This window comes from Streptomyces sp. NEAU-174, from assembly GCF_052665095.1.
Map to the genome: position 1 here is coordinate 345615 of NZ_JBQTCE010000006.1, position 21868 is coordinate 367482.

General features: G+C 71.7%; 15 protein-coding genes and 3 pseudogenes. 5 read left to right on the forward strand and 13 right to left on the reverse strand.

The window, feature by feature from the left end; all coding sequences use genetic code 11:
* Positions 1-9: 9 nt before the first annotated feature.
* From ACT2CW_RS19950 to ACT2CW_RS19980, 7 genes are read right to left on the reverse strand one after another with little or no spacing between them, the layout of a single operon-like run.
* Positions 10-999, reverse strand: coding sequence for a ScbA/BarX family gamma-butyrolactone biosynthesis protein (locus tag ACT2CW_RS19950; RefSeq protein ID WP_164422508.1), 990 nt, complete (start codon positions 997-999; stop codon positions 10-12).
* Positions 1000-1014: 15 nt separating this feature from the next.
* Positions 1015-2019, reverse strand: coding sequence for a nucleoside-diphosphate kinase (locus ACT2CW_RS19955; protein WP_445517623.1), 1005 nt, complete (start codon positions 2017-2019; stop codon positions 1015-1017).
* Positions 2016-3125 (reverse strand): SDR family oxidoreductase, encoded by a 1110-nt coding sequence (locus ACT2CW_RS19960; RefSeq protein ID WP_445517624.1) that lies wholly within the window; start codon positions 3123-3125, stop codon positions 2016-2018. Before ACT2CW_RS19960 ends, ACT2CW_RS19955 begins: the two co-directional genes overlap by 4 nt.
* Positions 3122-3427, reverse strand: a complete 306-nt coding sequence (locus tag ACT2CW_RS19965) for a phosphopantetheine-binding protein (protein ID WP_164422503.1) — start codon at positions 3425-3427, stop codon at positions 3122-3124. The genes ACT2CW_RS19960 and ACT2CW_RS19965 overlap by 4 nt, the downstream gene beginning before the upstream one ends.
* A 16-nt stretch (positions 3428-3443) precedes the next feature.
* Positions 3444-5099 carry a hypothetical protein gene (locus tag ACT2CW_RS19970; protein ID WP_445517625.1) on the reverse strand — a complete coding sequence of 552 codons (1656 nt, stop codon included), beginning with the start codon at positions 5097-5099 and terminating at the stop codon, positions 3444-3446.
* Positions 5096-6802, reverse strand: a complete 1707-nt coding sequence (locus ACT2CW_RS19975) for an AMP-binding protein (protein ID WP_445517626.1) — start codon at positions 6800-6802, stop codon at positions 5096-5098. The genes ACT2CW_RS19970 and ACT2CW_RS19975 overlap by 4 nt, the downstream gene beginning before the upstream one ends.
* The gene (locus ACT2CW_RS19980) at positions 6795-9554 is read right to left on the reverse strand and encodes a phosphoenolpyruvate synthase (RefSeq protein ID WP_445517627.1); all 2760 of its coding nucleotides are present in this window, start codon (positions 9552-9554) and stop codon (positions 6795-6797) included. The genes ACT2CW_RS19975 and ACT2CW_RS19980 overlap by 8 nt, the downstream gene beginning before the upstream one ends.
* 401 nt (positions 9555-9955) lie before the next feature.
* Here ACT2CW_RS19980 and ACT2CW_RS19985 point away from each other — a divergent pair, with 401 nt between their 5' ends.
* The gene (locus ACT2CW_RS19985; protein WP_445517628.1) at positions 9956-11350 is read left to right on the forward strand and encodes a cytochrome P450; all 1395 of its coding nucleotides are present in this window, start codon (positions 9956-9958) and stop codon (positions 11348-11350) included.
* A 4-nt stretch (positions 11351-11354) separates the two neighbouring features.
* On the opposite strand, the gene ACT2CW_RS19990 is transcribed toward ACT2CW_RS19985, so the two are convergent.
* Complete coding sequence (locus ACT2CW_RS19990; RefSeq protein ID WP_445517629.1) at positions 11355-12341, reverse strand: ArsR/SmtB family transcription factor; 987 nt, start codon at positions 12339-12341, stop codon at positions 11355-11357.
* A 103-nt stretch (positions 12342-12444) separates the two neighbouring features.
* On the opposite strand from ACT2CW_RS19990, the gene ACT2CW_RS19995 reads away from it, so the two are divergent.
* The 3 genes and pseudogenes from ACT2CW_RS19995 to ACT2CW_RS20005 all read left to right on the forward strand — a co-directional run bounded on the left by ACT2CW_RS19995 (position 12445) and on the right by ACT2CW_RS20005 (position 14786).
* Positions 12445-13689: an MFS transporter gene (locus tag ACT2CW_RS19995; protein WP_445517630.1), complete on the forward strand. Its 1245-nt coding sequence runs from the start codon at positions 12445-12447 to the stop codon at positions 13687-13689.
* A 20-nt stretch (positions 13690-13709) separates the two neighbouring features.
* A pseudogene (locus ACT2CW_RS20000) lies at positions 13710-14036 on the forward strand (TetR/AcrR family transcriptional regulator); the annotation flags it as partial.
* 2 nt (positions 14037-14038) lie between these two features.
* Positions 14039-14786 (forward strand): annotated as a pseudogene (locus ACT2CW_RS20005) (EamA family transporter).
* A gap of 39 nt (positions 14787-14825) precedes the next feature.
* Here the strand turns inward: ACT2CW_RS20005 and ACT2CW_RS20010 are convergent.
* The 5 genes and pseudogenes from ACT2CW_RS20010 to ACT2CW_RS20030 form a co-directional block, all read right to left on the reverse strand.
* Entirely contained in the window at positions 14826-15194 is a 369-nt protein-coding gene (locus ACT2CW_RS20010) for a hypothetical protein (RefSeq protein WP_445517631.1), read from the reverse strand.
* A gap of 84 nt (positions 15195-15278) precedes the next feature.
* Entirely contained in the window at positions 15279-17093 is a 1815-nt protein-coding gene (locus tag ACT2CW_RS20015) for an FAD-binding dehydrogenase (RefSeq protein ID WP_445517632.1), read from the reverse strand.
* A gap of 173 nt (positions 17094-17266) precedes the next feature.
* Positions 17267-17449, reverse strand: a pseudogene (locus tag ACT2CW_RS20020) ((2Fe-2S) ferredoxin domain-containing protein); the annotation flags it as partial.
* Between the two features lie 15 nt (positions 17450-17464).
* Positions 17465-19393, reverse strand: a complete 1929-nt coding sequence (locus tag ACT2CW_RS20025) for an NAD-binding protein (protein ID WP_445517743.1) — start codon at positions 19391-19393, stop codon at positions 17465-17467.
* 126 nt (positions 19394-19519) lie between these two features.
* Positions 19520-19696 (reverse strand): hypothetical protein, encoded by a 177-nt coding sequence (locus ACT2CW_RS20030; RefSeq protein ID WP_182468455.1) that lies wholly within the window; start codon positions 19694-19696, stop codon positions 19520-19522.
* 192 nt (positions 19697-19888) lie between these two features.
* Between ACT2CW_RS20030 and ACT2CW_RS20035 the strand changes: the two genes are divergently transcribed.
* Positions 19889-21790, forward strand: coding sequence for a glycoside hydrolase family 97 catalytic domain-containing protein (locus ACT2CW_RS20035; RefSeq protein WP_445517633.1), 1902 nt, complete (start codon positions 19889-19891; stop codon positions 21788-21790).
* Positions 21791-21868: the final 78 nt, after the last annotated feature.

Sequence of the window (21868 nt, forward strand, 5' to 3'; positions counted from 1 at the left end):
GGGCGGCGGTCATATCGGCCGCGCTTCCGTGGGTGCCGGGGTGAGGCGCAGCTCGCCGTCGGCGATGGTGTGTCCGGCCTGTTTCATGACGCAGCGCAGAACGGCGCTCGTCCGGTCGCCGTCCACCCGGACGCTCTCGCAGGTGATCGGCAGATCCAGTTCGCCGAAGCCGGTGAAGCGCGCCTTCAGCCCGGTGAGGACGGCCGACGCGGACGGCAGCGCCCCGGTCTCCACGGCGGTGGCGAGGCTCAGCTGCCGGAACGCCTCGAGGGTCAGCATGCCGGGGACATGGTCCAGAGGGTGGTCGAACAGCACGGGGTGGCTGGTGTCCACGAGCAGCCGCGCGGTCCCCATCTCAGCGCCATCGGGCGCGAGTTGGAGCTCAAGCGGGGAGATGACCACGTTCGCCGCGTCCCTGCGGTCGACCAGGGCCTCCCCGATCCGCTCCCCCGGCTCACAGGCCGTGAACGTGGCCTGGCCGGGCAGCCCCAGCGTGGCACGCACCTCCTCGCGCGTCGCCTGCCACTGGGCGGGCGTCAGCCAGGACATGGAGCCCTCCAGCGTCGCCACCACGCGCTCACCGATCAGCGCGGTGTAGGACAGCCGCGCCCCCTTCAGCCCCTCGCGGCCACGGAAGCGGCGCACGATCCGGCAGCGCAGCACCACCTCGGTGGGTGCGTCGCCCACCGCGAGCGCGGTGATGTCCGCGTCGCGCAGGGCGATGTCCCGCAGGATGAACTTGGTGCCGAACGGGTTCTCGAACAGATCGTGGCCCAGCATGAGGAGCGACTGCCGGACGGCCTCCACCAGGACCATCGGGTCGTAGACGTGGCGGCAGCCCGCCGTGTCCCGGTAGAAGGCGTGTGAGCGGGGTATCTGCACCCCGATGTCGAGGGTGTCCTCGTCCCGGGCGAGCACACCGGTCAGGAACACCTCGGCCAGGCTCAGCCGATGGACGAGCTCACGCGGCACCGTCTGGCTGAATTCCACCGTGTCCATGCTTCCCCCTCCGTGTTACCGAACCGCCGACCGCGCCAGGTGGTGCTGCCAGTCGGACACGCTGACTCCACCGAGCACGGGCGCCAGCCCCTTGCGCTTCATGGGCAGGACATGGGAGCCGACGATCACCGTGTCCCAGGCGTCGAGCGGCAGCCCGGCCCGCCAGACGGCCTCGATCAGCCGCCGGTGGCCCTCCTGGTTCCGGGCCGCGAGCCGGGCGGCGCGCAGCTCGTCCCGGACGGCGCCGGGGGCCAGGGATTCCTCCGCCTCCGCCACGGCCCGCTTGAGCCGGTCCGCGGCCGGTTCGAAGGAGAGATCCCGCTCGGGCACCTCGGTGTGCAACCGCTCGCCGAGCTCACGCGCTCGGGCCGACTGGTCCTCGCCCGCCAGCGCGGAGGCGTAGACCCGCCGGCGCAGCGCCGCGCCGAAGTAGATGCCCAACTCCCGCGCCACGTCGGCGGGTTCGTCGGGGGTGTGGACGAGGTTCAGGAGATAGCTGTAGCGGCCGGTCGCGTAGCGGAGCTGGCCGGGGACCCGGGCCCGCGGGTCGGTGGGGCCCTTCCGCTCGGTCAGGACGACCGACGCGGGCGCGCTCGGCGGAGCCCCTGCCCCCTCGGCGTCCCGGCGCACCACGAGCACCACCGAATCGCAGGTGTCGGTGAACAGATCGGCGAGACGACGGCGCTCCGGCGTGGCCAGGTTCCACTGGAAGTACCACAGCGACCGCACGGTGTTGGGGGTGAGCCGGGTGCGTTCCGCGGCCACGATCCGGAAGCCCTCCCGGGCCAGCCAGTCGACGGCCGTCGGCAACTGCCTGCTGACCACGGCGTCGGGCTTGAGCAGCAGCGCGGCGTGCCGGTGGAGGAAGCCGTCGACGTCGGCGGTGAGGGTGGCGAGCTGTTCGACGCTCTCCAGGAAGTAGGTGTCCGAGCCGAAGAGGACGCGCTTGCGCGGATCGCGGCTGAGGGCCGGGGATATGTCGTCGCCGAAGGGCCGGCCGTCCGTGGTGTCGTCGGTCATCGGCCGGCTCCGCTCCCATCGCCCGTCATGTTCAGCCGGGCGAGCACCTCGGTGGCGTCGGCCGGGGGTGCGCCCAGGTAGCCCGTCTCCAGGCAGTGGTCGATCAGCGCGCGCAGGAAGTCCTGTCCGTCCGCCGGTGGCCTGCGGGTGGCCAGGTCCGCCGTATGGGAGTCGTCGAAGCGCGTCCGGCGCCGGAAGTAGCTCTCGTAGAGCGTCATGACACGCTCGTAGTACGCCCGCTCCCGGCGGGGCAGCCGCTGGGCGTCGAAGCTGGTCGGTGGGACGAACCGGGGCACGTGGAACGGTGGGTACTCGGCCATCACATCGGAGAAGTCCCGCAGCGTCAGCGGTGCGCCCACCGCGTGGAAGGCCCGGCCCGCCGCCTCCTCGAAACGGTGGGTGACCTCGGTGATGATGTCCGCCACATAGTCCACGGGCACCAGGTCGAGGCGCGCCTCGTACTGGCCGGGGATGGAGCGGACCTTGCCCTCGGTGGCCAGCTTGAGCACGACGTAGATGTTCTTGTAGTCGCGCACCACGCCGGTGCGCTCGTCGCCGACGACGATGCTGGGGCGGACGATCGCGGCCCGCACCCCGTCGGCCTGGGCCTTGTGCACCAGGGTCTCGGCCCGGAACTTGCTCTCCTCGTAGGCGTTGGCGAGGCGCTGGCCCTCGTCCAGCTCCGTCTCGCGGATCAGCCCGTCGCGCTCACCGCACACATAGGCGGTGCCCACGTGCACGAGCGGCACCCCGCCGGCGCGGGCCAGCTCCAGGACGTGGGCGGTGCCGTCGACGTTGACCGCCTGGTAGACCTCGTCGGGGAGGCCGAAGTCGGTGATCGCGGCGCAGTGCACGATCCGGTCGAGGCCGTCCGCGACCAGCGCCTGGTACGCGGCCTCGGGCAGGCCGAGCCGTGGCCTGGTCACATCGCCCGGCAGGCGGGTGACAGCGTCCGGCTCCAGCGGGGTGCCGTCGTTGCGTATGACCGCCGGCTGGTTGTGGACCAGGGCGGTGACCTGGTGCCCGGCCGCCACCAGCCGGGCGGTGACCTCCGCGCCGACCAGCCCGGCCGCGCCGGTCACCAGAATCCTCAAGTGTTCCGTCATCGGCCCGCCTCCGCCCGCCGTGCCTCGGTCTCTCGCCGTACCTCCGTCACCAGGCGGACGATGTCGCCGAGTGTGGTGACCGTGGCGGTCCGTTCCTGAGCGAGCTCCCCCAGCCCGAAGCCCTCCTCCAGCGCCAGCGTCAGTTCGATGAGCCGGAGCGAGTCATAGGCCAGATCCGCGAAGAGCTCGGTGTCGTCGGTCAGGGTGGCGTCCCCCGCGGGCGCCATCGCGCCGACGATCGCGTACACCTTGCTCCGCGTCTCGTCCTCGTTCAGCGCTGGTGTGCCGGTGCTTGACGTCAACGTTCCTCCCTCAGCGTCAGGTGGTGGCGAGATGGGGCTGCGCGCCACCGCTGGACAGCAGATCGCTCGCCTCGTCGATGGGCAGATCCGCGTCGAGGTGGGCGCCGAGGCGCAGCCAGTCGTAGCCGATCTCCAGGGTCTGCCGCCATCCGTCCGAGGAGTCGAAGGAGGACGGGAAGCTGTGCGCGCCGATCGTGTGCCGGACCAGGGCGACGAAGTCGTCCAGCGCGGTGAGCGCCGTGCCGCCCTGGGCCGTGGACGCGATGGTGAGCGTCGCGAGGTGCCGGGCCTTGGCCCGGATCTCGTCGGTGTCCGCCCCCGCCGGGAGGAGGGACAGCCTGCGGACGACCTCGGAGTCCGGGGGCAGCGGGTTGACTCCGTAGGCGCTGAGCACGCCGCGCAGCGCGGCCCGCAGTATCCTCCGGGCGCTGAGTTCGGCGACGCTCCACTGCTCGCGGTCCAGGGCGCCGGTGAGGTCCTCGCGGGCGTTCTCCACCAGCACGTTGGACCACACCAGGGTCATCGCGGCGGCGCTGAACCGGCGGGCGGGCATGGGCACGAGATCGATGCCCTCCGCACCGCCGACCGCCGCCCCGCCCACGGTGACGATCGGCCGCGCGATGCTCGGTGGCGGTGTGACGGGGCCGGACGGGGCGGCCAGTGGCATGGCGGGGACGATCGGTCCTTCGCCCTTCCACGCCACCTTCACCAGGCCGAACCGGAGGAACTGGGCGATCTGCGGGCCCGCCTGCGGCGCTCCCGACGCGTCCGCCACGGCCACTACGCTCCCCAGGGGCCGGCCGAAGACGACCGAACGCCAGGCCCGTGCCGCGCGGTCGCCGAGGACGAACACGTCCTGCTTGTCGCGTACGACATGCACCCGGTCGCCGGTCTGCCAGGTGGTCACCCCGGCGGCCCTGGCCACGGTGATCCGCTCGGGGTCGGGTTCGGCGCCCGCCACCCCCAGATCGGCCGTGAGCCGGACGCCCGCGGTGATGTACTCGGCGGTGCCGAGGCCCGACGCCTCCAGCGAGGCGAGCGCCCGGTACCGGTCGCACAGCGGCTGGTCACCGATGCGGTCCAGCTGCATGGGCAGCCACTTCGGCTCCAGATAGGTCTCTCCCCGCCCCGCCGCCCAGGACTTCACCGCCTGGATCAGTCCGGCCTCGGTCCATGCCGCGGCCTCTTCCTCCTGGCCGAGCTCCCGCAGGGCGAGCGCGTAGCGGATCGACTGGCGTGCGTGGTGTGCCCACCACTCCCGCATCGTGTCCTGGAAGTCATCGAGGGACATCAGCCCCTTGACCTTCGCCACCAGGTCCGGATTGCGCAGCGGGAAGCTGCGCAGCAGGCGCTGACAGCGGTTCAGCAGATCTTCCGGGACGGTGCCCACGTGGTCGCGCGTGTCGGCCGTGACCGCGGAGAACTGCTCGGTGAGCTGCCGCACGGAGCGGGTCCTGACCTCGACCCGCCGCCCGTCGAGGAACAGCAGGGAGGGCATGGTGGGCAGGTCGGCGTCGCTGTCGGAGATGAGCAGGAAGTCGATGTCGGACGAGGAATTGCCGAAGCCCTCGGCGATCGAACCCTCGAGGACCACGGCGCAGTCGGTGACGGAGTGGATCTGCGGAATGGTCTTGTCGAGCAGGTTCTGAAGATAGTCCTCGCTGAGGATCACACGGGCCTCCCGGTCGTGACATGGGCCGTCTCCAGGACGCGCGCGTCCTTGAGGCGGCCCGCTCGCAGCTCTTCCCACATGTGGCGACGTCTCGGCTTGCCGCTGGAGGTCTTTCGGATCAGCCCGCTGCGGCCGGTGACGACGGTGATGGCGACGTCGTCGCCGAGCGCGGCGCGCAGGACGAGCGTGGCGTCCTCCACCCACGCGCCCTCGGCCTTCTCCGCGAACAGCGTCACCGAGGTGCCGCCGGTGCCCTCGACGCCGACGACCGCGCACTTCTCGCGGGCGATCCCGGTCGCCGAGACCACCTTCGCCTCCAGGTCCTCCATGTAGACGCTGCGCCCGCGCGCCTTGAGGCTGTCGCCCATCCGGCCGAGCACGAACAGCTCGCCGCGGTGGAAGAATCCGGCGTCCCCGGTCCTGATGCCGCCGTCGACGAACCGCGTGGAGCCGGTGCGCCCGGCGTGGTAGCCGCTCGTCACCGAGGGGCCCGTCACCTCGATCTCGCCGAGGTGGCCGTCCGGCAGGGGCCGCCCCTCGTCGTCGACCACCGTGGCGCCCACCCCGTCGCCGGGGCCGCCGCAGCCGATCAGCCGGCCGTCCTCGCCGTCGTCCGGGGGCGTCTTCGCGGAGCTCGCGAACTCGCCCTCCTCCTCGATGGTGACAGGGCCCGCGAAGCGCAGCGTGCCGGTGTCCACGCGCACGGTCGGCGCGGGAGCGTCGGAGGTACGGACGGTCACCGCGAGCGTCGCCTCGGCGAGCCCGTACGACGGAAGGTAGACCGAGGGGGAGAACCCGGCGGGTGCGGCGAGCCTGGCGAAGTGCTCCAGCGCGCGGGGGTTGATGGGTTCGGCGCCGACGATGGCGTTGCGCCACGCGGACAGGTCCAGGTCCGCGAGCCGGTCGCCGAGCCGCCGGGCCGCGTACTCGAACGCGAAGGGCGGGGCGGCGGTGTGCGCGGCGACGGCGAAACACCGCAGCCAGCGGGCGGGATCGCGGATGAACTGCTCGGGGCGCATGAGCCACAGATCGGCCCTCACGCTCACGGGGGTGAGCAGACAGCCGATGAGCCCCATGTCGTGGTGGAGCGGCAGCCAGGAGGCCCCGGCGTCGCCCGCGCGCCAGCCGAGTGCGCTCCGGATCAGCGCGAGGTTGGCCTCCAGGTTCGCCCAGGTGACCCGGACTCCGCGGGGCCGGCTGCTGGAGCCCGAGGTGAACTGGAGGAGGGCGAGTGCGCCGGGTTCACGGGGCTGGATCTCGTCGCCGTCATCGCGCCAGATCCACGGCTCGCGGTCGGAGCCCGCGGCGGCCAGTACCCGGGCGGCCAGGGGGGCGAGGCCCTCGGCGGTGATGGTGGCGGCGGCCTCGGTCTGCCGCAGGATCCCGGCCGTGTGCTCCACGTACTCGGCCTCGGCGGCGAACGCGGGCGGGGGGACGAGGCACACCGTGGCGCCCGCGGCCCAGACGCCGAAGAGCGACGACAGACACGGGAAACCGGTGGGCAGGAGGACGCACACCAGATCGCCGGGGCGTACCCCTTGTGCCGCCAGCGATCCGGCCACCCGCCGTGCGGAGGCGGCGAGTTCGGGGTAGCCGTGGAACTCCCAGCCGCCTCGGTCGTCGGCGAGGTGGATGCCCCGGCCGTGGAGGTCTCCGGCCGTCCGAGGGGGATCCGTCAGCCAGGAGAGCAGTGCGTCACTCACTCTTCGCCACCTTCGCCTTCCCGGCCTCGGCCCCGCTGTCCGGTCCGGCCCCGGTGGCGGATTCGGCCGGGGTGTCGTCGTCCAGGAACGTGATCGCCCCCGTGCCGCCGTCCACCCTCAGCCGCATACCGGTCTCCATCTCCGTGACCGCGCCCTTGACCTGGACGACGGTCGGAATGCCGAGCTCACGGGCGACGATCGCCACATGCGTCAGCGGGCTGCCCCGCTCGATGACGAGCGCCGAGGCGGACGGCAGCGCGGCGACCCAGCCCGGATCCGTGCGGTAGGTCACCAGGACTCCGCCGTCCACATCCACCGGGGTGTCCGTGACGACGGCGCGGGCCTCCACCACACCGGGGCAGGACGGGGTGCCGCGCAGCTCCCGGACGCCGGTGCGCGCCACGCCGCCCTTCACAAAGCCGGCGCGCTCCAGATTGCCCCGCCAGTAGGCGGCCCCACGGGTGGTGAACCGGGACGGCGCGGACAGCTGCTCGTCCTCGGCCCGCTGACGCTTGCGCAGCTCCACGAGGCCGCGCAGATCGGTGTGCGCCGTCGTGCCCTCGTACGCGCCCCGCAGCTCCTCCAGGCGCAGGAAGAAGACATCGTTCCAGTGGTCGATCGCCCGCATCCTGGCGAGATCGCGGCCCATGGCGCGCAGCATCCGCTTCGCCGAGCCGAAGGCGCGGGTGCGGCAGAATCTCAGCCGCTCCCGGTTGTACAGGGAGGTCTGTGCCTTGCGGCGGACGACGTTGTAGAGCATCCGGCGCGGCCCGCGCAGATGCTCGTCCAGATAGGCGTCGGCCTTCTCGCCGGAATGGGCGTCCACCTCGGGCAGCGCGGCCCGCACCATGGCGAACAGGGTGGACGGGTCCTCGCGCAGATCGGGCACTTCGAGCTTGAGTTCGTCGAGGCTGCGATAGCCGTACGCGGCGACGTATTCGTCCACCGAGGCGAGGAACGCGGTGTGGCCGCCGTCGCGCAGCGCCTGATAGGTGTCCGCGGCCGGGGTCTCCTGGATGAGACGGCTCAGTTCGGCGTCGTCACGGACGGTGGCGGCGAGGGCCGAGAGCGCACGGGCGGGTTCGATGGACTCGACCCGGGAGCCGGGGCTGGCGGCGCTCCAGGTGAGCCACTCGGGGGCGTCGGGCAGCCAGCCTCTGTTCAGCAGGGCGAGTGCGCCGATGGACCAGAGAATCGTCGCGTCCAGGGTCTGCATCGGACCCCACTTCTCCAGCAGGTCCTTCTCCAGGGCGCGGAATCTCCGGTAGACGTCCTGGCCCTCCATCGCGTCGTAATCGACGTTGTCGAACTCCTCGTACGCCTTGTAGAAGTAGGCCATGAAACGTTCGACAGAGCGGTTCATGGTGAGGAAGCGGCGTACGAAAGCGGCCACCGTCCGCGCGCGGGACAGCCGGCCGCGCAAGGAAGAGGAGAAGGTGTACGGGTAGGTGGTCTCGGCCATTTCGTCGTCGAGTGGCTCCTCGACGCCGATCGCGACCTCCAGCACTTTCCTGTTGAGTTTGTACAGTGGCGCGATCCGCACCATCCGGTACCAGTGCAGCAGGTTGTAGTACACCCGGCCATGGAAATAGCCGAGCATATGCGGAGCCCATTCCTCGATCTCGCGCAGTGCGGCGGGCGGGACCTTGAGACCTCGGGCGTAATATTCGTAGACCCTGCCGTAGACATTGGCCGCGAAGCTGTAGGTCAGCGGTGAAACGATTCCGGAAAAGCTCTCGACGATGTTGGCGTTGTCCCAGATCCGGAGTTCGCCTTCGCTCGGCCCTAACTCATCCTCCGTTGGCCGGATCGCATCCGGCAGCGCGGTGATCGGGCGGGCCTGTAAAATCCACAGGGCGTCGTCGGCGAGCGCCCACTCGATGTCCTGCGGAGTGTCGAAGACCGCCGTGATGCGCGCCCCGGCCTCGTGCAGCCGCGCCATGTCCTTCGGCTCCAGCGACAGCCTCTCCCGGTCGGCCGGATCCACTTCGGCGACCAGATATCCGGAACCCGCCGGATCGAGGTGATAGCGCTCCCGCTTGTCGCCGAGCACGGTGTCCTCCACCGCGCCCGTGGCGCCGTCGAGGACGACGGTGTCGGCGTCCACCGCGCCCGAGACCAGGCCCTCGCCCAGTCCGTACACCGAACTGATCACATACTGCCGCCGGTTGCCGGTCACCGGGTTGGCGGTGAACATGACGCCGCTGCGCTCGGCGTCCACCATGTCCTGCACCACGACGGCGATGCCCGCGTCGCGCAGCGGCAGCCCGTGGCGCAGCCGGTAGTGCAGCGACCGCTCGGAGAACGCCGAGGCCCAGCACTTCTTGACGTGCGCTGTCACTTCGGGGAGCCCGGACACATTGAGGAAGGTGGCGAACTGCCCGGCGAAGGAGAGCTCCGCGCCGTCCTCCTCGACACCGGAAGAGCGCACCGCGACCCGGGGGCGCCCCACATGCGCATACGCTTCTTCGACGACCGCCGCGGCGGCGGCGCTCAACTCCCCCGACTCGATGATTTCGGCCAGCTGCCGGGAGATTCGGTTCACATTGTCCGGAGTGACCTCGGCGAGCAGATCCTCGATGCGTCCCGCCTCGTCGAGTGCGGCGATGAATTCCTGGAACACATCGAGCCCGACGACTGCCCACCGGGGGACGGCGAGCCCGTTCCTGGAGAGCTCATGGAGATTCTTCCCCTTCCCGCCCGCCAGCTTCGCGGCCTCACCTGGGAGGCTGTCGTCGACTATGGCTCGCATCGGTTTCCTTGGCCTCCGGGCACGCATCGCGAAACACACCCCGCTTGATCACGAGGAAGTTTCACCGTACCCCACGGGTCTGGCGATTGCGATCCCCCCTCTTTTACACGGCCACTTCATGACGTCCTGACACTATGACGCGCTGACACTTTGGCTGGTTGCTACGCTTTTCCCTAGCGATTGCCGACCGGCCACCCCTGGCGCTCGACGTTCGCCGGAGGTAGAAGTAGCTGGTAAGGCTAGGATCTTTGCCATTGCTCCCGCCCCGTTTCCTGCCCCCCACGCCCTTTGTTCTCCCCGGCCGATGGCGAATCCCTGGTGGGTCGCACCGTGGCCACTAGTGGCCACTGCCCGGTGGACGCCGGAGAACTGAGTGAACGCTGGACAACTGGAGAAAACCGATGTCCCTCCTTCCTCCCGGCTCCCGGCAGCCCGCCCTTCTACAGACCATGCGCATGCGCGACCCGGTCCACTACTTCGCGTCACTTCGGCGGCGCTACGGTCCGGTGTTCCGCATGAAGCTGATCGGCTTCCCGCCCCAGGTGGTGGTGTCCACCGCGGAACTCGCCGCGCAGATCTACAGCACGGACGGCGACGGCAACCGGGCCGGGGCGCTGCGCGCGGGGTACGTGCCGTGGCTCGGCGACTATTCGCTGTTCACGAACGACGGCGAGCCGTGGTGGCGGCACCGCAAGCTGCTCAGCCCGGCCCTGCACGGCCGGTCCATCGCGAGCTATCCGGACCTCATCGCCGAGATCGCCGCGGAGGACATCCGGACATGGCCGCTCGGCAGGCCGTTCGCGCTCCAGGAGCATATGCAGGCCATCACGCTGGAGATCACCCTGCGGCTGGTCTTCGGAATTCGCGACGTCACGCAGCTGGCCCGGCTGCGGGCGTTGCTCCTTACCCTGTCCAAGGCGAGTGGCTCCCCGCTGCTGTTCCTGATGCCCGCGCGGCTGCGGGCGTGGGCGGAGAAGTCACCGCTGGCGATGCGCGTACCGGTCCTGCCGACGACCCGCACCATGAAGGCCAGCGCGGCGGTGGACGAGATCCTCTTCGCCGAGATCGCCCGGCGCAGGGACGAGGAGGACGACGGCGCCACCGATGTGCTGGGGCGGCTGCTGAAGGCGCGGGACGACCAGGGCCGCTCGATGAGCGACCAGGAGATCCGCGATGAGCTGCTCACCCTGCTGGAGGCCGGGCTCGAGACCACGGCGACCGGCCTCTCCTGGGCCTTCGAACGGCTGATGCGCTCCCCGGAGATACTGCGGCGGCTCCAGGAGGAGTTGGAGCGGGGCGAGGACGACAGCTACCTCGAAGCTGTCGTCAAGGAGGTGCTGCGGCTGCGCCCGGTGATCACCGGCTCGGGGCGGCTGCTGGACAAGCCGCTGCGGCTGGACGGATACGAGATTCCGGCCGGATGGGTGGCCATCCCCATGTTCTCGCTCATCCACCAGGACAGCGAGGCATATCCGGACCCCGAGGAATTCCGGCCGGAGCGGTTCCTCGGCGAGGGCGCCCAGGCGGCACAGAAGTCGTTCCTGCCGTTCGGCGGCGGCCGACGCTACTGTGTCGGCGCGCAACTCGCCATGATGGAGATGAAGGTGATCATTCGGGAGGTGCTGCGGAGGGTGGAGCTGACCGCCGCCGACCCCGCGCCGGAGGCCCAGCGCATGTGGCACGTCACCCTGGTCCCGGGAAAGCGCGCCGTCGCCGTGGCCCGCGAACAGCCCCTGAGCCGTGCGCAGTTGAGCGACGAGCCGAGGTGCCCGGTGCGTCCGGCCCCATCCGAATAGGCCATCACCCGCGCGGGGCTGCGGTGAGTTGGTCGCCGAGGGTGCTTCGCCGGTACAGCACCTGCCGTCCGTTGCGCGCCCGGGTGACCAGACCGGTGGCGTACAGGACCCGCAGGTGCTGGGACACGGCGCTCGGAGTCACCCTCAGGCGGCGGGCGAGCTCAACGGTGGGCAGGGGTTCCTCGAGGAGGCCGAGGAGCCTCGCCCGGGGCGCGCCGATGAGTGACACGAGCGCGGACGCGTCATGGGCGGGCTCCGAGGCCCACAGCGTCGCCACGCCACGGCTGGGGTAGACCAGCGACGGAGGTTCCTCCGGGCTCACCGGGGGCGCGGGCTTGTGCGCGAAGACGGAGGGCAGGAGGAGCAGCCCTCGGCCGGATGCCACGACGCGGTGCCGGCTGATCATCTTGGCGATGTGCAGCACTCCGTTGTGCCAGCGCAGATGGGGATGCATATCGGCGAAGAGCAACCGGGCGCCCCCTACGGCCAGTTGGCGCGCGCGGTAGGTCATGTCCGCCTCCACGACGAGCCGCATCCGCGGCCACATCGGCTCGACGGCGATCTCCCAGTACTGGCGCAGGAGGGCGCAGATGGTGTCGCGGAGCCCGGCGACGGACGCGTCGTCGGCAGTGGCGGCGGCGCGCAGCGCCGGGGGCAGCGGGTCCGGCGCATGTGTGGCCAGCAGATCGCGGCGTACCAGGTCGGTGGGGGTCTGACGGACGACGGCGAGTTCGTCCTCGAAGGCCGGGGCGAAGGTCGCGGGCCGTGGAGTCAGAAAGTCCGGCAGGGTACGCCGCCGCGCCACCAAGGACATCAGCAGGTCGGTGTCCAGGGCGCCGAGTCCGCCCAGCACGGCTCTGCGCCACGGCAGATGCACGGCGGACAGGCTCGGATCGTGCAGCACCCGCAGGCTGAACACCGTCTCGTTCAAGGGCGATACGGCGAACCGCGTGTCCGCCAGGTCCTCGACATCGAGCACAAAGCTGATCATTAAGCCATACGCTACATCGATTGGCAGCGGAGCTCCGGTGCCATGGACTTCGGCCCATGACACCTTCCGTGGGAGATCCCCTGTCCGTGCGGACCACGGCCGGATGAGCCGCCGCATGGTCCTGCTCCTCGCCATCACCTGCGCGGTGGCGGTGGGGAACATCTACTTCCCGCAGGCCATCGGCCCGCTGGTGGCCGACGGGCTGCATGTGTCCGCCGGCTCGGCCGCCGTGGTGGTGACCGCCACCCAGGTCGGCTACACGGCCGGAATCGTCCTGCTGGTGCCGCTCGGCGACCGGATTCCGCACCGTACGTTCCTCGTCGTCCTGCTCGGCCTCACCGGCCTGGCGCTGCTCGCCGCGGGTTGCGCACCGGCCCTGCCGCCTCTCGTGGCCGCCGGCGCGCTCGTCGGCCTGACCACCGTGGCGGCGCAGATCGTCGGCCCGCTGGCGGCCGGTCTCGTGGCCGCCGACCGCCGGGGAGCGGTGATCGGCACCCTGCTGAGCGGGTCGACCGGCGGCATGCTGCTGGCCCGCACCTTCAGCGGCACCCTCGGCGAGTGGCTGGGCTGGCGGGCCCCGTATCTCGTGGCCGCGGTCCTGGCCCTGCTGCTCGCCACCGTCCTGGCGTTCGCGGTGCCCGCCACGACCCCGGCCTCGCGCCAGTCCTACCCCGCGCTCCTGGCCGAACCGCTGCGCCTGCTGCGCACCGAGCCGGAGCTGCGCCGCTCCTGCTGGTACCAGGCGACCGTCTTCGCCGGGTTCTCGGCCGTCTGGACCTGCCTGGCACTTCTCCTCACCGGTCCCGCCTACGGGCTCGGCGCCCAGGCGGTCGGCGCGCTCGCCCTGGTCGGCGGGGCGACCATGCTGTGCACCCCGCTCGCCGGGCGCATGGTGGACCGCCGGGGGCCCGATCCGGTGAACCTCGTCTGCCTGCTCGGGGTGCTCCTCTCGGCCGCGATCCTCGCCCTGGGTGCCCTGGGCGGGACGCCGGGCCTGGCCGCCCTGACGATCGGCACGCTGCTGCTGGACGTGGCGATGCAGTCCGGCATGGTGGCCAACCAGGCCCGCGTCTACGCCCTGCGCCCGGAGGCCCGCGCCAGGCTCAACACCGCCTATATGACCTGCGCCTATCTGGGCGGCAGCGCGGGTTCCTGGCTCGGGGTGCGCGCCTGGGGCCGGACCGGTTGGTGGGGTGTGTGCGCACTCGTCGCGCTTCTCACCGTCCTCGCCCTGGTCCGCCACCTGCCGACTCTCCGCCGGCCTCGGCGGTGGCTGCCGGTTCCGGCTCAGGCTCCATGCCGTGATACGGCGCCTACGCCCCCGGACCCTCCCCTCGCAGCGCGGTGAGGAGCTCCTTCGTGGTGAGGATGGCATGGGCGAAGGTGGGGCCGTTCAGCTCGTGCGCGGAGTGCCGCTTCTACGCCGACGGCGTGACGGCGACCGGAATCGACACGATCACCGCCGAAGCGGGCGTGGCGAAGATGAGCCTGTACAACAACTTCTCCTCCAAGGCCGACCTCGTCAGGGCCTATCTCGACGCCCGCCGCGAGGAGTGGCTCGCGATGTACAACGCGGCCGCCGAGCTGCCCGCCGGGGACGAGGGACGGACCGTCGTACGCCGCCACAAGGAGGAGGTCGAGCGGCTGATCTCCGGTCACCTCGAGGAGCTGCTGCCCGAGCGCCCCGACGAGGCTCACTGTGGGGCACCACCGGCACCGCGGCCACCTTCGCCCCGGACGTCGGCCCGCTCGCCATCGGCGCCGTCGCCATGGGCCTCGGCGGACTGCTCCAGGCCCTGGTCGCCGCTCCCCGCATCGTCCGTCAGGCCCCGCGGCTGCGTGCGCGGCGCGGCACGGTGCTGCTCGGCGCGGTCGCGGTGGCGGCGTACCCCTTGGCGTTCTACATCCTGCTGCTGTGCGCGGGCCAGGCGGCCGGGGCGCCCGGCGGCGCGGAGCGTACCTCCACGGCCGCCACGGTGTTCGGCGTGGGGCTGGGCCTCGTCGCGGCCACGACCTACGCCCTCTACTCCTGGGCAGCCCACCGGCTGATCACCCAGGGGGTCGCCTCACGCGCGGCGATGGGCGCGGTCTTCGGCGTGGGCGGGCTGCTCCTGGTGCCCGTCCTCCTGGTCACCGGTGCCCCGCTCCTCGACTCCGGGTCCAACGTGGCCGTCGGGGCGTACATGGCGCTGGTGCCCATGTTCGCGGGCTACGTCCTGTTCGGCTGGGGGCTGGCGAATGTGCCCGCCAGCACGGCGACCACGCTCTCCCTGCTGGAACCGGCCGTCGGCTGGGGCGGGTATCGCACTCGTCCTCGCCTGTCTGGCCGTCCTCACCGCCCCGGTGGGCGTCTCGGGGCGGCGCCGAGAGCGGCGGGAGGGCGTGACGCCGCCGCGGCGCGCAACGGTGGAGCAGCCCCTCGCCCGGTCGGACCCGGCGCCGTAGCGGAGTCCGGCTGCTGCGGGCCGCCCGCGTGCGGTGATGTCATTCGGCCCGCCGCGGGCCGGAGAACCTCTCCGCGAGCTCGCGGTGCTTGTCGGCGGCCAGCTCGGCCTGGGCCGTGCTGATGGTCGATCCGGCCATGCCGCCCAGACGTTCGACCTCGTCCGCGAAGCGGAGATGCTCCTGGCGCGCATGCTCACGGCAGGCGAGGCAGGTGACGTTCTCCGGGCGCGGCGAGGTCATGGCGTACGGGGCCCGCAGCCCGCATCCGGTATCGACGAGGCCCGGCAGATCACCGACCAGGCCGAACGTGGCTGCCATCATCTCGCGGACGGCGGCCACGCCACGGACGACCTTCGACTCGACATGGATGTGCGGATCGTCCCCGCCCAACGCGTCCTCCCTCGTCACGGCCCCGTGGCCGGCCGGGAGTGTTCCCGGTCGGCCACGGAGTGCGGGACGAGTCTCCCACGGGCCCGTTCCCGCCGACGGGGTTCAGGTCGCCGTCGCGGACGCCGCCGCGCGGCCCGCCGTACGGCCCGAGAAGAGGCAGCCGCCGAGGAAGGTGCCCTCCAGGGAGCGGTAGCCGTGCACTCCTCCCCCGCCGAAGCCCGCCACCTCGCCCGCCGCGTACAGGCCGCTGATCGGCTGGCCGGAGGCGTCCAGGACGCGGCCGGAGAGGTCGGTCTGGAGGCCGCCGAGGGTCTTGCGGGTGAGGATGTTGAGGCGCACGGCGATCAGCGGTCCGGCTGCCGAGTCCAGGATCCGGTGCGCGGAGGCGGTGCGGCTGAGGGCGTCCCCGGGGTAGGCGAGCGCGTTGCGGATGCCCATGACCTGGACGTCCTTGGTGTACGGATTCTCGATCTCGCGGTCGCGGGCCTCGATCTGCCGCTTGAGGTCCGCCAGGTCGATCAGGTTGTCGCCGGTCAGCTTGTTCATGCCCGCGACCAGTTGGGGCAGGGAGGTGGCGACCACGAAGTCCTCGCCCTTGTCGCGGAACCGCTGGATCGGCTCGGGGGTCTGCCAGATGCGGGAGAGGAGTTGCAGGATGTCCTTGTTGGTCAGGTCCGGGTTCTGCTCCGAGCCCGAGAGCGCGAACTCCTTGGCCATGATCTTCTGGGTGGTGATGAACCATGAGTAGTCATAGCCGGTGGCGGTGATCGATCCGAGGGTGTGCAGGGTGTCGTAGCCCGGGATGTCGGGGCTGGAGAAGCGTCTGCCCTTCGCGTCGAACCACATCGACGACGGTCCCGGCAGAATGCGGATGCCATGGCCCGGCCAGATCGGGGCGTAGTTCCTGAGGCCCTCGGTGTAGTGCCACATCCGGTCGGGGTTGACGATCCGTCCGCCCGCCTGCTCGGTGATCGCCAGCATGCGGCCGTCCACATACGCGGGGACGCCGGTGACCATGAACTTCGGCGGTGAGCCGAGCCGGTCGGGCCAGTTCCGGCGTACGAGGTCGTGGTTGGCGCCGATACCGCCGGAGGTGACGATCACCACCGGGGCGCTGAGCTCGAAGTCGCCCACCACGGTGCGCGAGGTCTGCTTGCCGCGGGCGGCGTCGCTCGGTTCCAGGATCGAGCCGCTCACCCCGGTGACGGCGCCACCGGTGACGATCAGCTCGTCCACCCGGTGCCGGAACATGAAGGTCACCCGGCCGTCCTTCGCCGCGGCCCGCACCTTCTTCTCGAACGGCTCGACCACGGCCGGACCGGTGCCCCAGGTGACATGGAAACGCGGCACCGAGTTGCCGTGGCCGTCCGCAAGACCGCCGCCGCGTTCGGCCCAGCCGACGATCGGGAACCATTGCACACCGAGCCCGTGCAGCCAGGACCGCTTCTCCCCGGAGGCGAAGTCCACATACGCCTCGGCCCACTTGTGGGCCCAGTAGTCCTGGCCGCCGGGGTCGCCGACACCACGGTCGAAGCCGGCCGTGCCGAGCCAGTCCTGCCAGGCCAGCTCGGGGGAATCCTTGATCCCCATCAGCCGCTGCTCCTCGGAGTCCACGAAGAACAGGCCGCCGAAGGACCAGAAGGCCTGGCCGCCGAGGTTGCTCTCGGGCTCCTGGTCGAGGAGGAGCACCTTGCGCCCCGCGGCCGCCAGCTCCGCCGTGGCCACCAGCCCGGCGAGCCCGTGGCCGACCACGATGGCGTCCGCGTCCGAGGACGCCCCGGAGGCGGCGAAGGCCGGACCCGCCGTCTGGGCGAGCGCGGCGCCGGCGAGCACACCACCCGCCGCCGTCAGGGCGCGGCGGCGGCTGATCCCGCCGATCCCGGCGGGCGACGCGGAATTCTCTGTGGAATTCTCCATGAGCTGCCTTCCGGAAGGGGGTTCGGAGGGTGCGGGAGATACGGAGGGGGTTGCCGCGACGGAATCGTGTTACCGGCCGACAACGTGTTACCGACGGTAGCCCACAGGGTGCGAGGCCGCCAGAGTTCCGCTCGTACGAGCAACTCCCTTGCGTGGTACGGGACTTCGGGTGCTCAGCTACCACCCGGTGACGGCTCGGCCGAGGCGCTCCCCCGCGGCGAGAACGCGTACAGATCGAGGATGTCGGGCAGCGGTGCCACCCCGGGGCCACCCGCCCGGACCCACGCCACGATGTCCTCCGTCGCGTCCGGGTCGTTGACCAGGCCGAGCCACACCGGCCTGCCCCCGGCGGGGCGACGGGTGGTCCGGCGTCAGCTCCGGCGGACCGGTGCCCCCGCCAGGATCTCGCCCAGACCCTGGCGGGTGGCCGCCAGCACCACGCGGTCCTGGGGCCGCAGCGCATAGCCGGGGTGCAGGTCCCACACCAGGGCGGGCGCCTGCTGGACGGCGCCGTCGTAAGGGGGCGCCGCCCCGAGGTCGCGTTGCCGGTCCGCGGGCTCGGCCGCGTCCAGCGCGATGACCCGCCAGGCGCCCGGTACGAACGCCTCGGCGACGGTACGTCCCTCCAGTTGCGGATGCCCGGCGACATGCAGGGCGGCGAAGAGCAGCACCCTGCGCTCGACCGGTATGGCACCGAGGACCTGACGTCCCATCATCGCCCCGGCGAACGCCGGAGCCGCCAGGCTGGAGACGCTGCGGCTGCGGGTGAGGGCCCGCGGATGGGCCGCACGCAGCGTGCGGTAGACGGCGTTGGCGAAGCGGTCGTCATACAGCCGCAGAGCCACCCGCAGCCGGGGCTTGACCGAGCGGGCGTACAGCGTCGCCTCCAGGTTGGTGGTGTCGACGCTGGTCAGTGCGAGCAGGGCGTGGGCCCGCTGGATTTTGGCGGCCTCCAGGACGCCTTCCTGGGTGACATCGCCGAGGACCGTCGGCACCCCCAGCCTGCGGGCCAGCGGGATGCCGCGCGCCCCGGGATCCTCTTCCACGCACACCACGGGGATGTCCATCTCCCGGAGCCTGGCCAGGACCCGGGTGCCGACCTTGCCGAGTCCGAGCAGCACGACATGGCCGGACAGGCCGCGCGGAGGGCGGCGCAGCGCGGACGCGGTGCGGAAGGTGCCCAGCGCCTCCAGCGCGGCGGCCACCAGGACGGGCAGCAGGAGCAGTCCGGTCAGCCCGGACAGCAGTTGGAGGACCTTGCGTCCGGTCGGCTCGTCGAGCGCCGGGTCGTCGATCGCCAGCACGTCCAGCACCGTGAGGTAGGCCGCGTGGAGCAGCCCGGCTCCGGTGAGCCGCCAGGAGGTGATCGTGAGGACGAGCACGGCGATCGCCATTCCGGCGACGGACCAGCGCAGCCGGCGGGAGAAGAGTGAGGCGAGCGGCAGTCTGCGACTGCCGAGCCGCTGTGGCGGCAGCGGTGGGCCGATGGCGGAGACGGCCTCGAGCACCACCGTGTCGCGTCCGGTGGCGGCAGCGACCTCCTCGTCTCCGGGCAGCAGCCTGGGTCCTTCGTCCCCGCTGCTGTCGGAGCCCTCGCTGCCGCCCGGGTCGCTGGTGGTGGACGAGAGCAGGGCGAGGGTGCACAGCCCCGGGCGGGCGACCTCGTCCGTGCCGGGCGGGGTGCGCTCGGCCGCGCGCAGCAGCAGCCCGTCGGCCTGGAGCACTTTGCTGGTGCCCGCCACGGCGGTGGCCGCGAGTGCGGGGGCCGCGGTGTCGGCGTCCGACAGTACGGTGGTGGTGGCGTCCAGCTCCGCCGGGTCCATGCCGGGATCGGCGACCCGCGCCGCCTCGTCGAGGAGTTCCTCCAGGTGCTGGCCCAGCTTGCGGTTGTAGAGCCGGATCACCAGCCGCAGCCGGGGGTTGAGGCGGCGGGCCCGCAGCGCGGCGTGGATGTTGGCCTCGTCGTCGTCATGGACCAGGGCGAGCGCCGTGGCCTGATCCGCGCCCGCCTCGGTCAGCACGTCCTCGTCCAGTGCCGGCGCCTCCATGACCCGCACTCCCCCGTCCGGGGCGGGGTCGTCCTCGGTCTGCCGGGACAGCGGGACCCGTCCGACGGCCGCGCTGAACCTGCCGAAGAACGCGGAAGTACGGCCTCCGGACCGCCATCCCGCCATCCGCTGCCCGGCGGGGTCCGCCAGCGGAGCACCGCCGGGAATGACCACGGTCACCCGTGTCCGGTAGACGTCGTGGAGTTCGGCGGCGAGGCGGTGGGCGAGCGCGTCATCGCCGCAGACGACCATGTGGACCGGCCCCGAGGGGGACGGCGGGGCGGATGCGGAGGTGGAGGACACGACGGCGAAGCGTACCCGGTCCGCCGTCAAAGGGAGTTGGCCGTCTCGCCGCCAAAGGCGGCGTGCCGCGGCCGCTCACTCCCTCGGGGCGCCGCACCGCGCACAGCGAGTGAACTCGGCGGTGTCCTGGATCGCGCCGCAGTCCGCGCACACCATCTCCAGCCAGCAGGCGGGATCCCCGCCCTCGGGTTCGGCGGGCGCCGGGTCCGCCGTCTCCCGGTCCGGATCGCCGGGCCGAGCCGTGCCGCTCATCGTGTGCGCCTCCTCGTCCGGACCCTGCGCGGGTCCGTCAACCGAGCCTCTACCCCTGGCGTCGTCCCCGGAAGCGGCTCAGCCATAGATCCGATCTCTTATGCGCCAGCAACCCTTGACGGGGCGTAATCCCGCTCAGCCCCTCCCCAGTTATCGGATGACTCGGTAACGTATCCGCCTCGGGAGGCAACGATGCCGAGATCTTACCGACGCTCCGCAGTGGCATTTCTGCTCTGCGGCGTCCTGGCCATGACACTCTTCATCACCGGGCCCGCACAGGCGAGGGACTCCGCCTGGACCGTGCGCGGCCCCTCGCCCTACTCCGGTCCCCTAGCCCAGCTGCGGCTCGACGGTGCCTCGGGAGCGCTGACGCTCCAGGTGGCCCGGGGCGGACGGACGGTGGTCGAGCCCTCGCCCGTGGGCATCGTCACCGAGCGGGCGGATCTGTCGCACGGGCTGCGCTATGAGGGACGCCACGACCGCGCGGTCGTGGAGCGCTACCGGTCGACGGCCGGCAAGCAGCGCTCGCGCACCGCGCGGATGACCGAGACCCGCTTCCGGTTCCGGGGCGGCGGGAACGCCCGGCTGGACCTCGTGGTGCGGGTCTCGGACGACGGGGTCGCCTACCGCTACGACCTGCCCTCCGGCAGCGGCGATGTCCTCGGCGAGACCTCGGCCTTCACCCTGCCCCCGGACGCGGCCGCGTGGCTGGGCGACTACCGCAAGGACAACGAGAACCTGTTCAAGGAGTACACCGCGGCGACCGCGCCCACCGGTGAGTACATGGCGCAGGCGCTCTTCGAGACGGGCGGTGGCTACGCCCTGATCGCGGAGTCGGATCTCACCGGCCGCTACTCCGCCGCCCGGCTGACCCACCAGCAGGGATCGCCCACGTACCGCATCGGCCTGTGGGACCAGCGGGTCGAGTCCGACGGGCCGCTCAGCACCCCCTGGCGCGCCCTGATCGTGGGCGACCTGCCCACCGTCACCCAGTCCACCTTCACCGACGATCTGGCACCGGCGTCACGGGTCGCCGACACCTCGTGGATCCGGCCCGGCCCCGCCCTGTGGACCTGGCTCGCGGGCGGCAAGCCGGCCGGGCAGAGCCTGTCGATGCAGCAGGGGTACGTGGACTACGCGGCCCAGCGCGGATGGCCGTATGTGGTGGTGGACGCGGGCTGGTACTTCGACCCCGACCAGTGGGACGTCACCGATCCCGACTGGCAGCGGAACAGCTGGATCCCGCGGCTCGTGGACTACGCCCGCGAGCGGCGGGTGGGCATCCAGGTCTGGATCCACCACCGCGACCTCGACACCGCCGAGGAGCGCGAGCAGTGGCTGCCCACGCTGGAGCGGTGGGGGGTGAAGGGCGTGAAGATCGACTTCATGGACTCCGAGTCCCAGGAGACACTGCGCTGGTACGACGAGATCCTCAAGGACACCGCGGCCCACCATCTGCTCGTCAACTTCCATGGCTCGACGATCCCCAAGGGCATTCAGCGCACCTGGCCGCAGGTGATGTCGATGGAGGGCGTGAACGGCGAGGAGAAGCGGACCAACACCCCGCAGCACCTGGCGACGCTGCCCTACACCCGCAATGTCATCGGCTCCATGGACTTCACCCCCGGGGCCTTCCACCGGCCCCAGCGCCCCAACGCGGCCTCGGACGCGGGCGAGGTGGGTCTGTCGGTGCTCTACGAGTCCGGGATCCAGAACCTGGCGGGCACCCCGGAGTCCTACGACGCCCGTCCGCTCGCCCGCCGGTTCCTGGAGCAGATCCCGGCCACCTGGGACCGCACCCGGCTGCTGGCGGGGCGGCCGGGTGAGAGCGCGGTGCTCGCCCGAGCCAGCGGCTCGCGGTGGTTCATCGGCGGTACGTTCACCGGCCCCGCGCACACCGCCGAGGTGCCGCTGCGGCTGGAGCCGGGCCGCTGGCTGGTCGATCTGGTCCTGGACGGACCGGACGGCCTGATCCGCAAGCCCACGGTGGTGCGCGGCGGGCAGACCCTGTCCGTGCCGGTCGCGGCGGACGGCGGGTTCGCCGCCATCGCCTGCCGCTGGCGGCCCGGCCTGTCGACCTGCGACCGCACCTGACCGTCCGCTACGACCCGCACTGACCACCCGTCACACGGGCACCCGTCATGCGGACACCCGTCATGCGGACACCCGTTA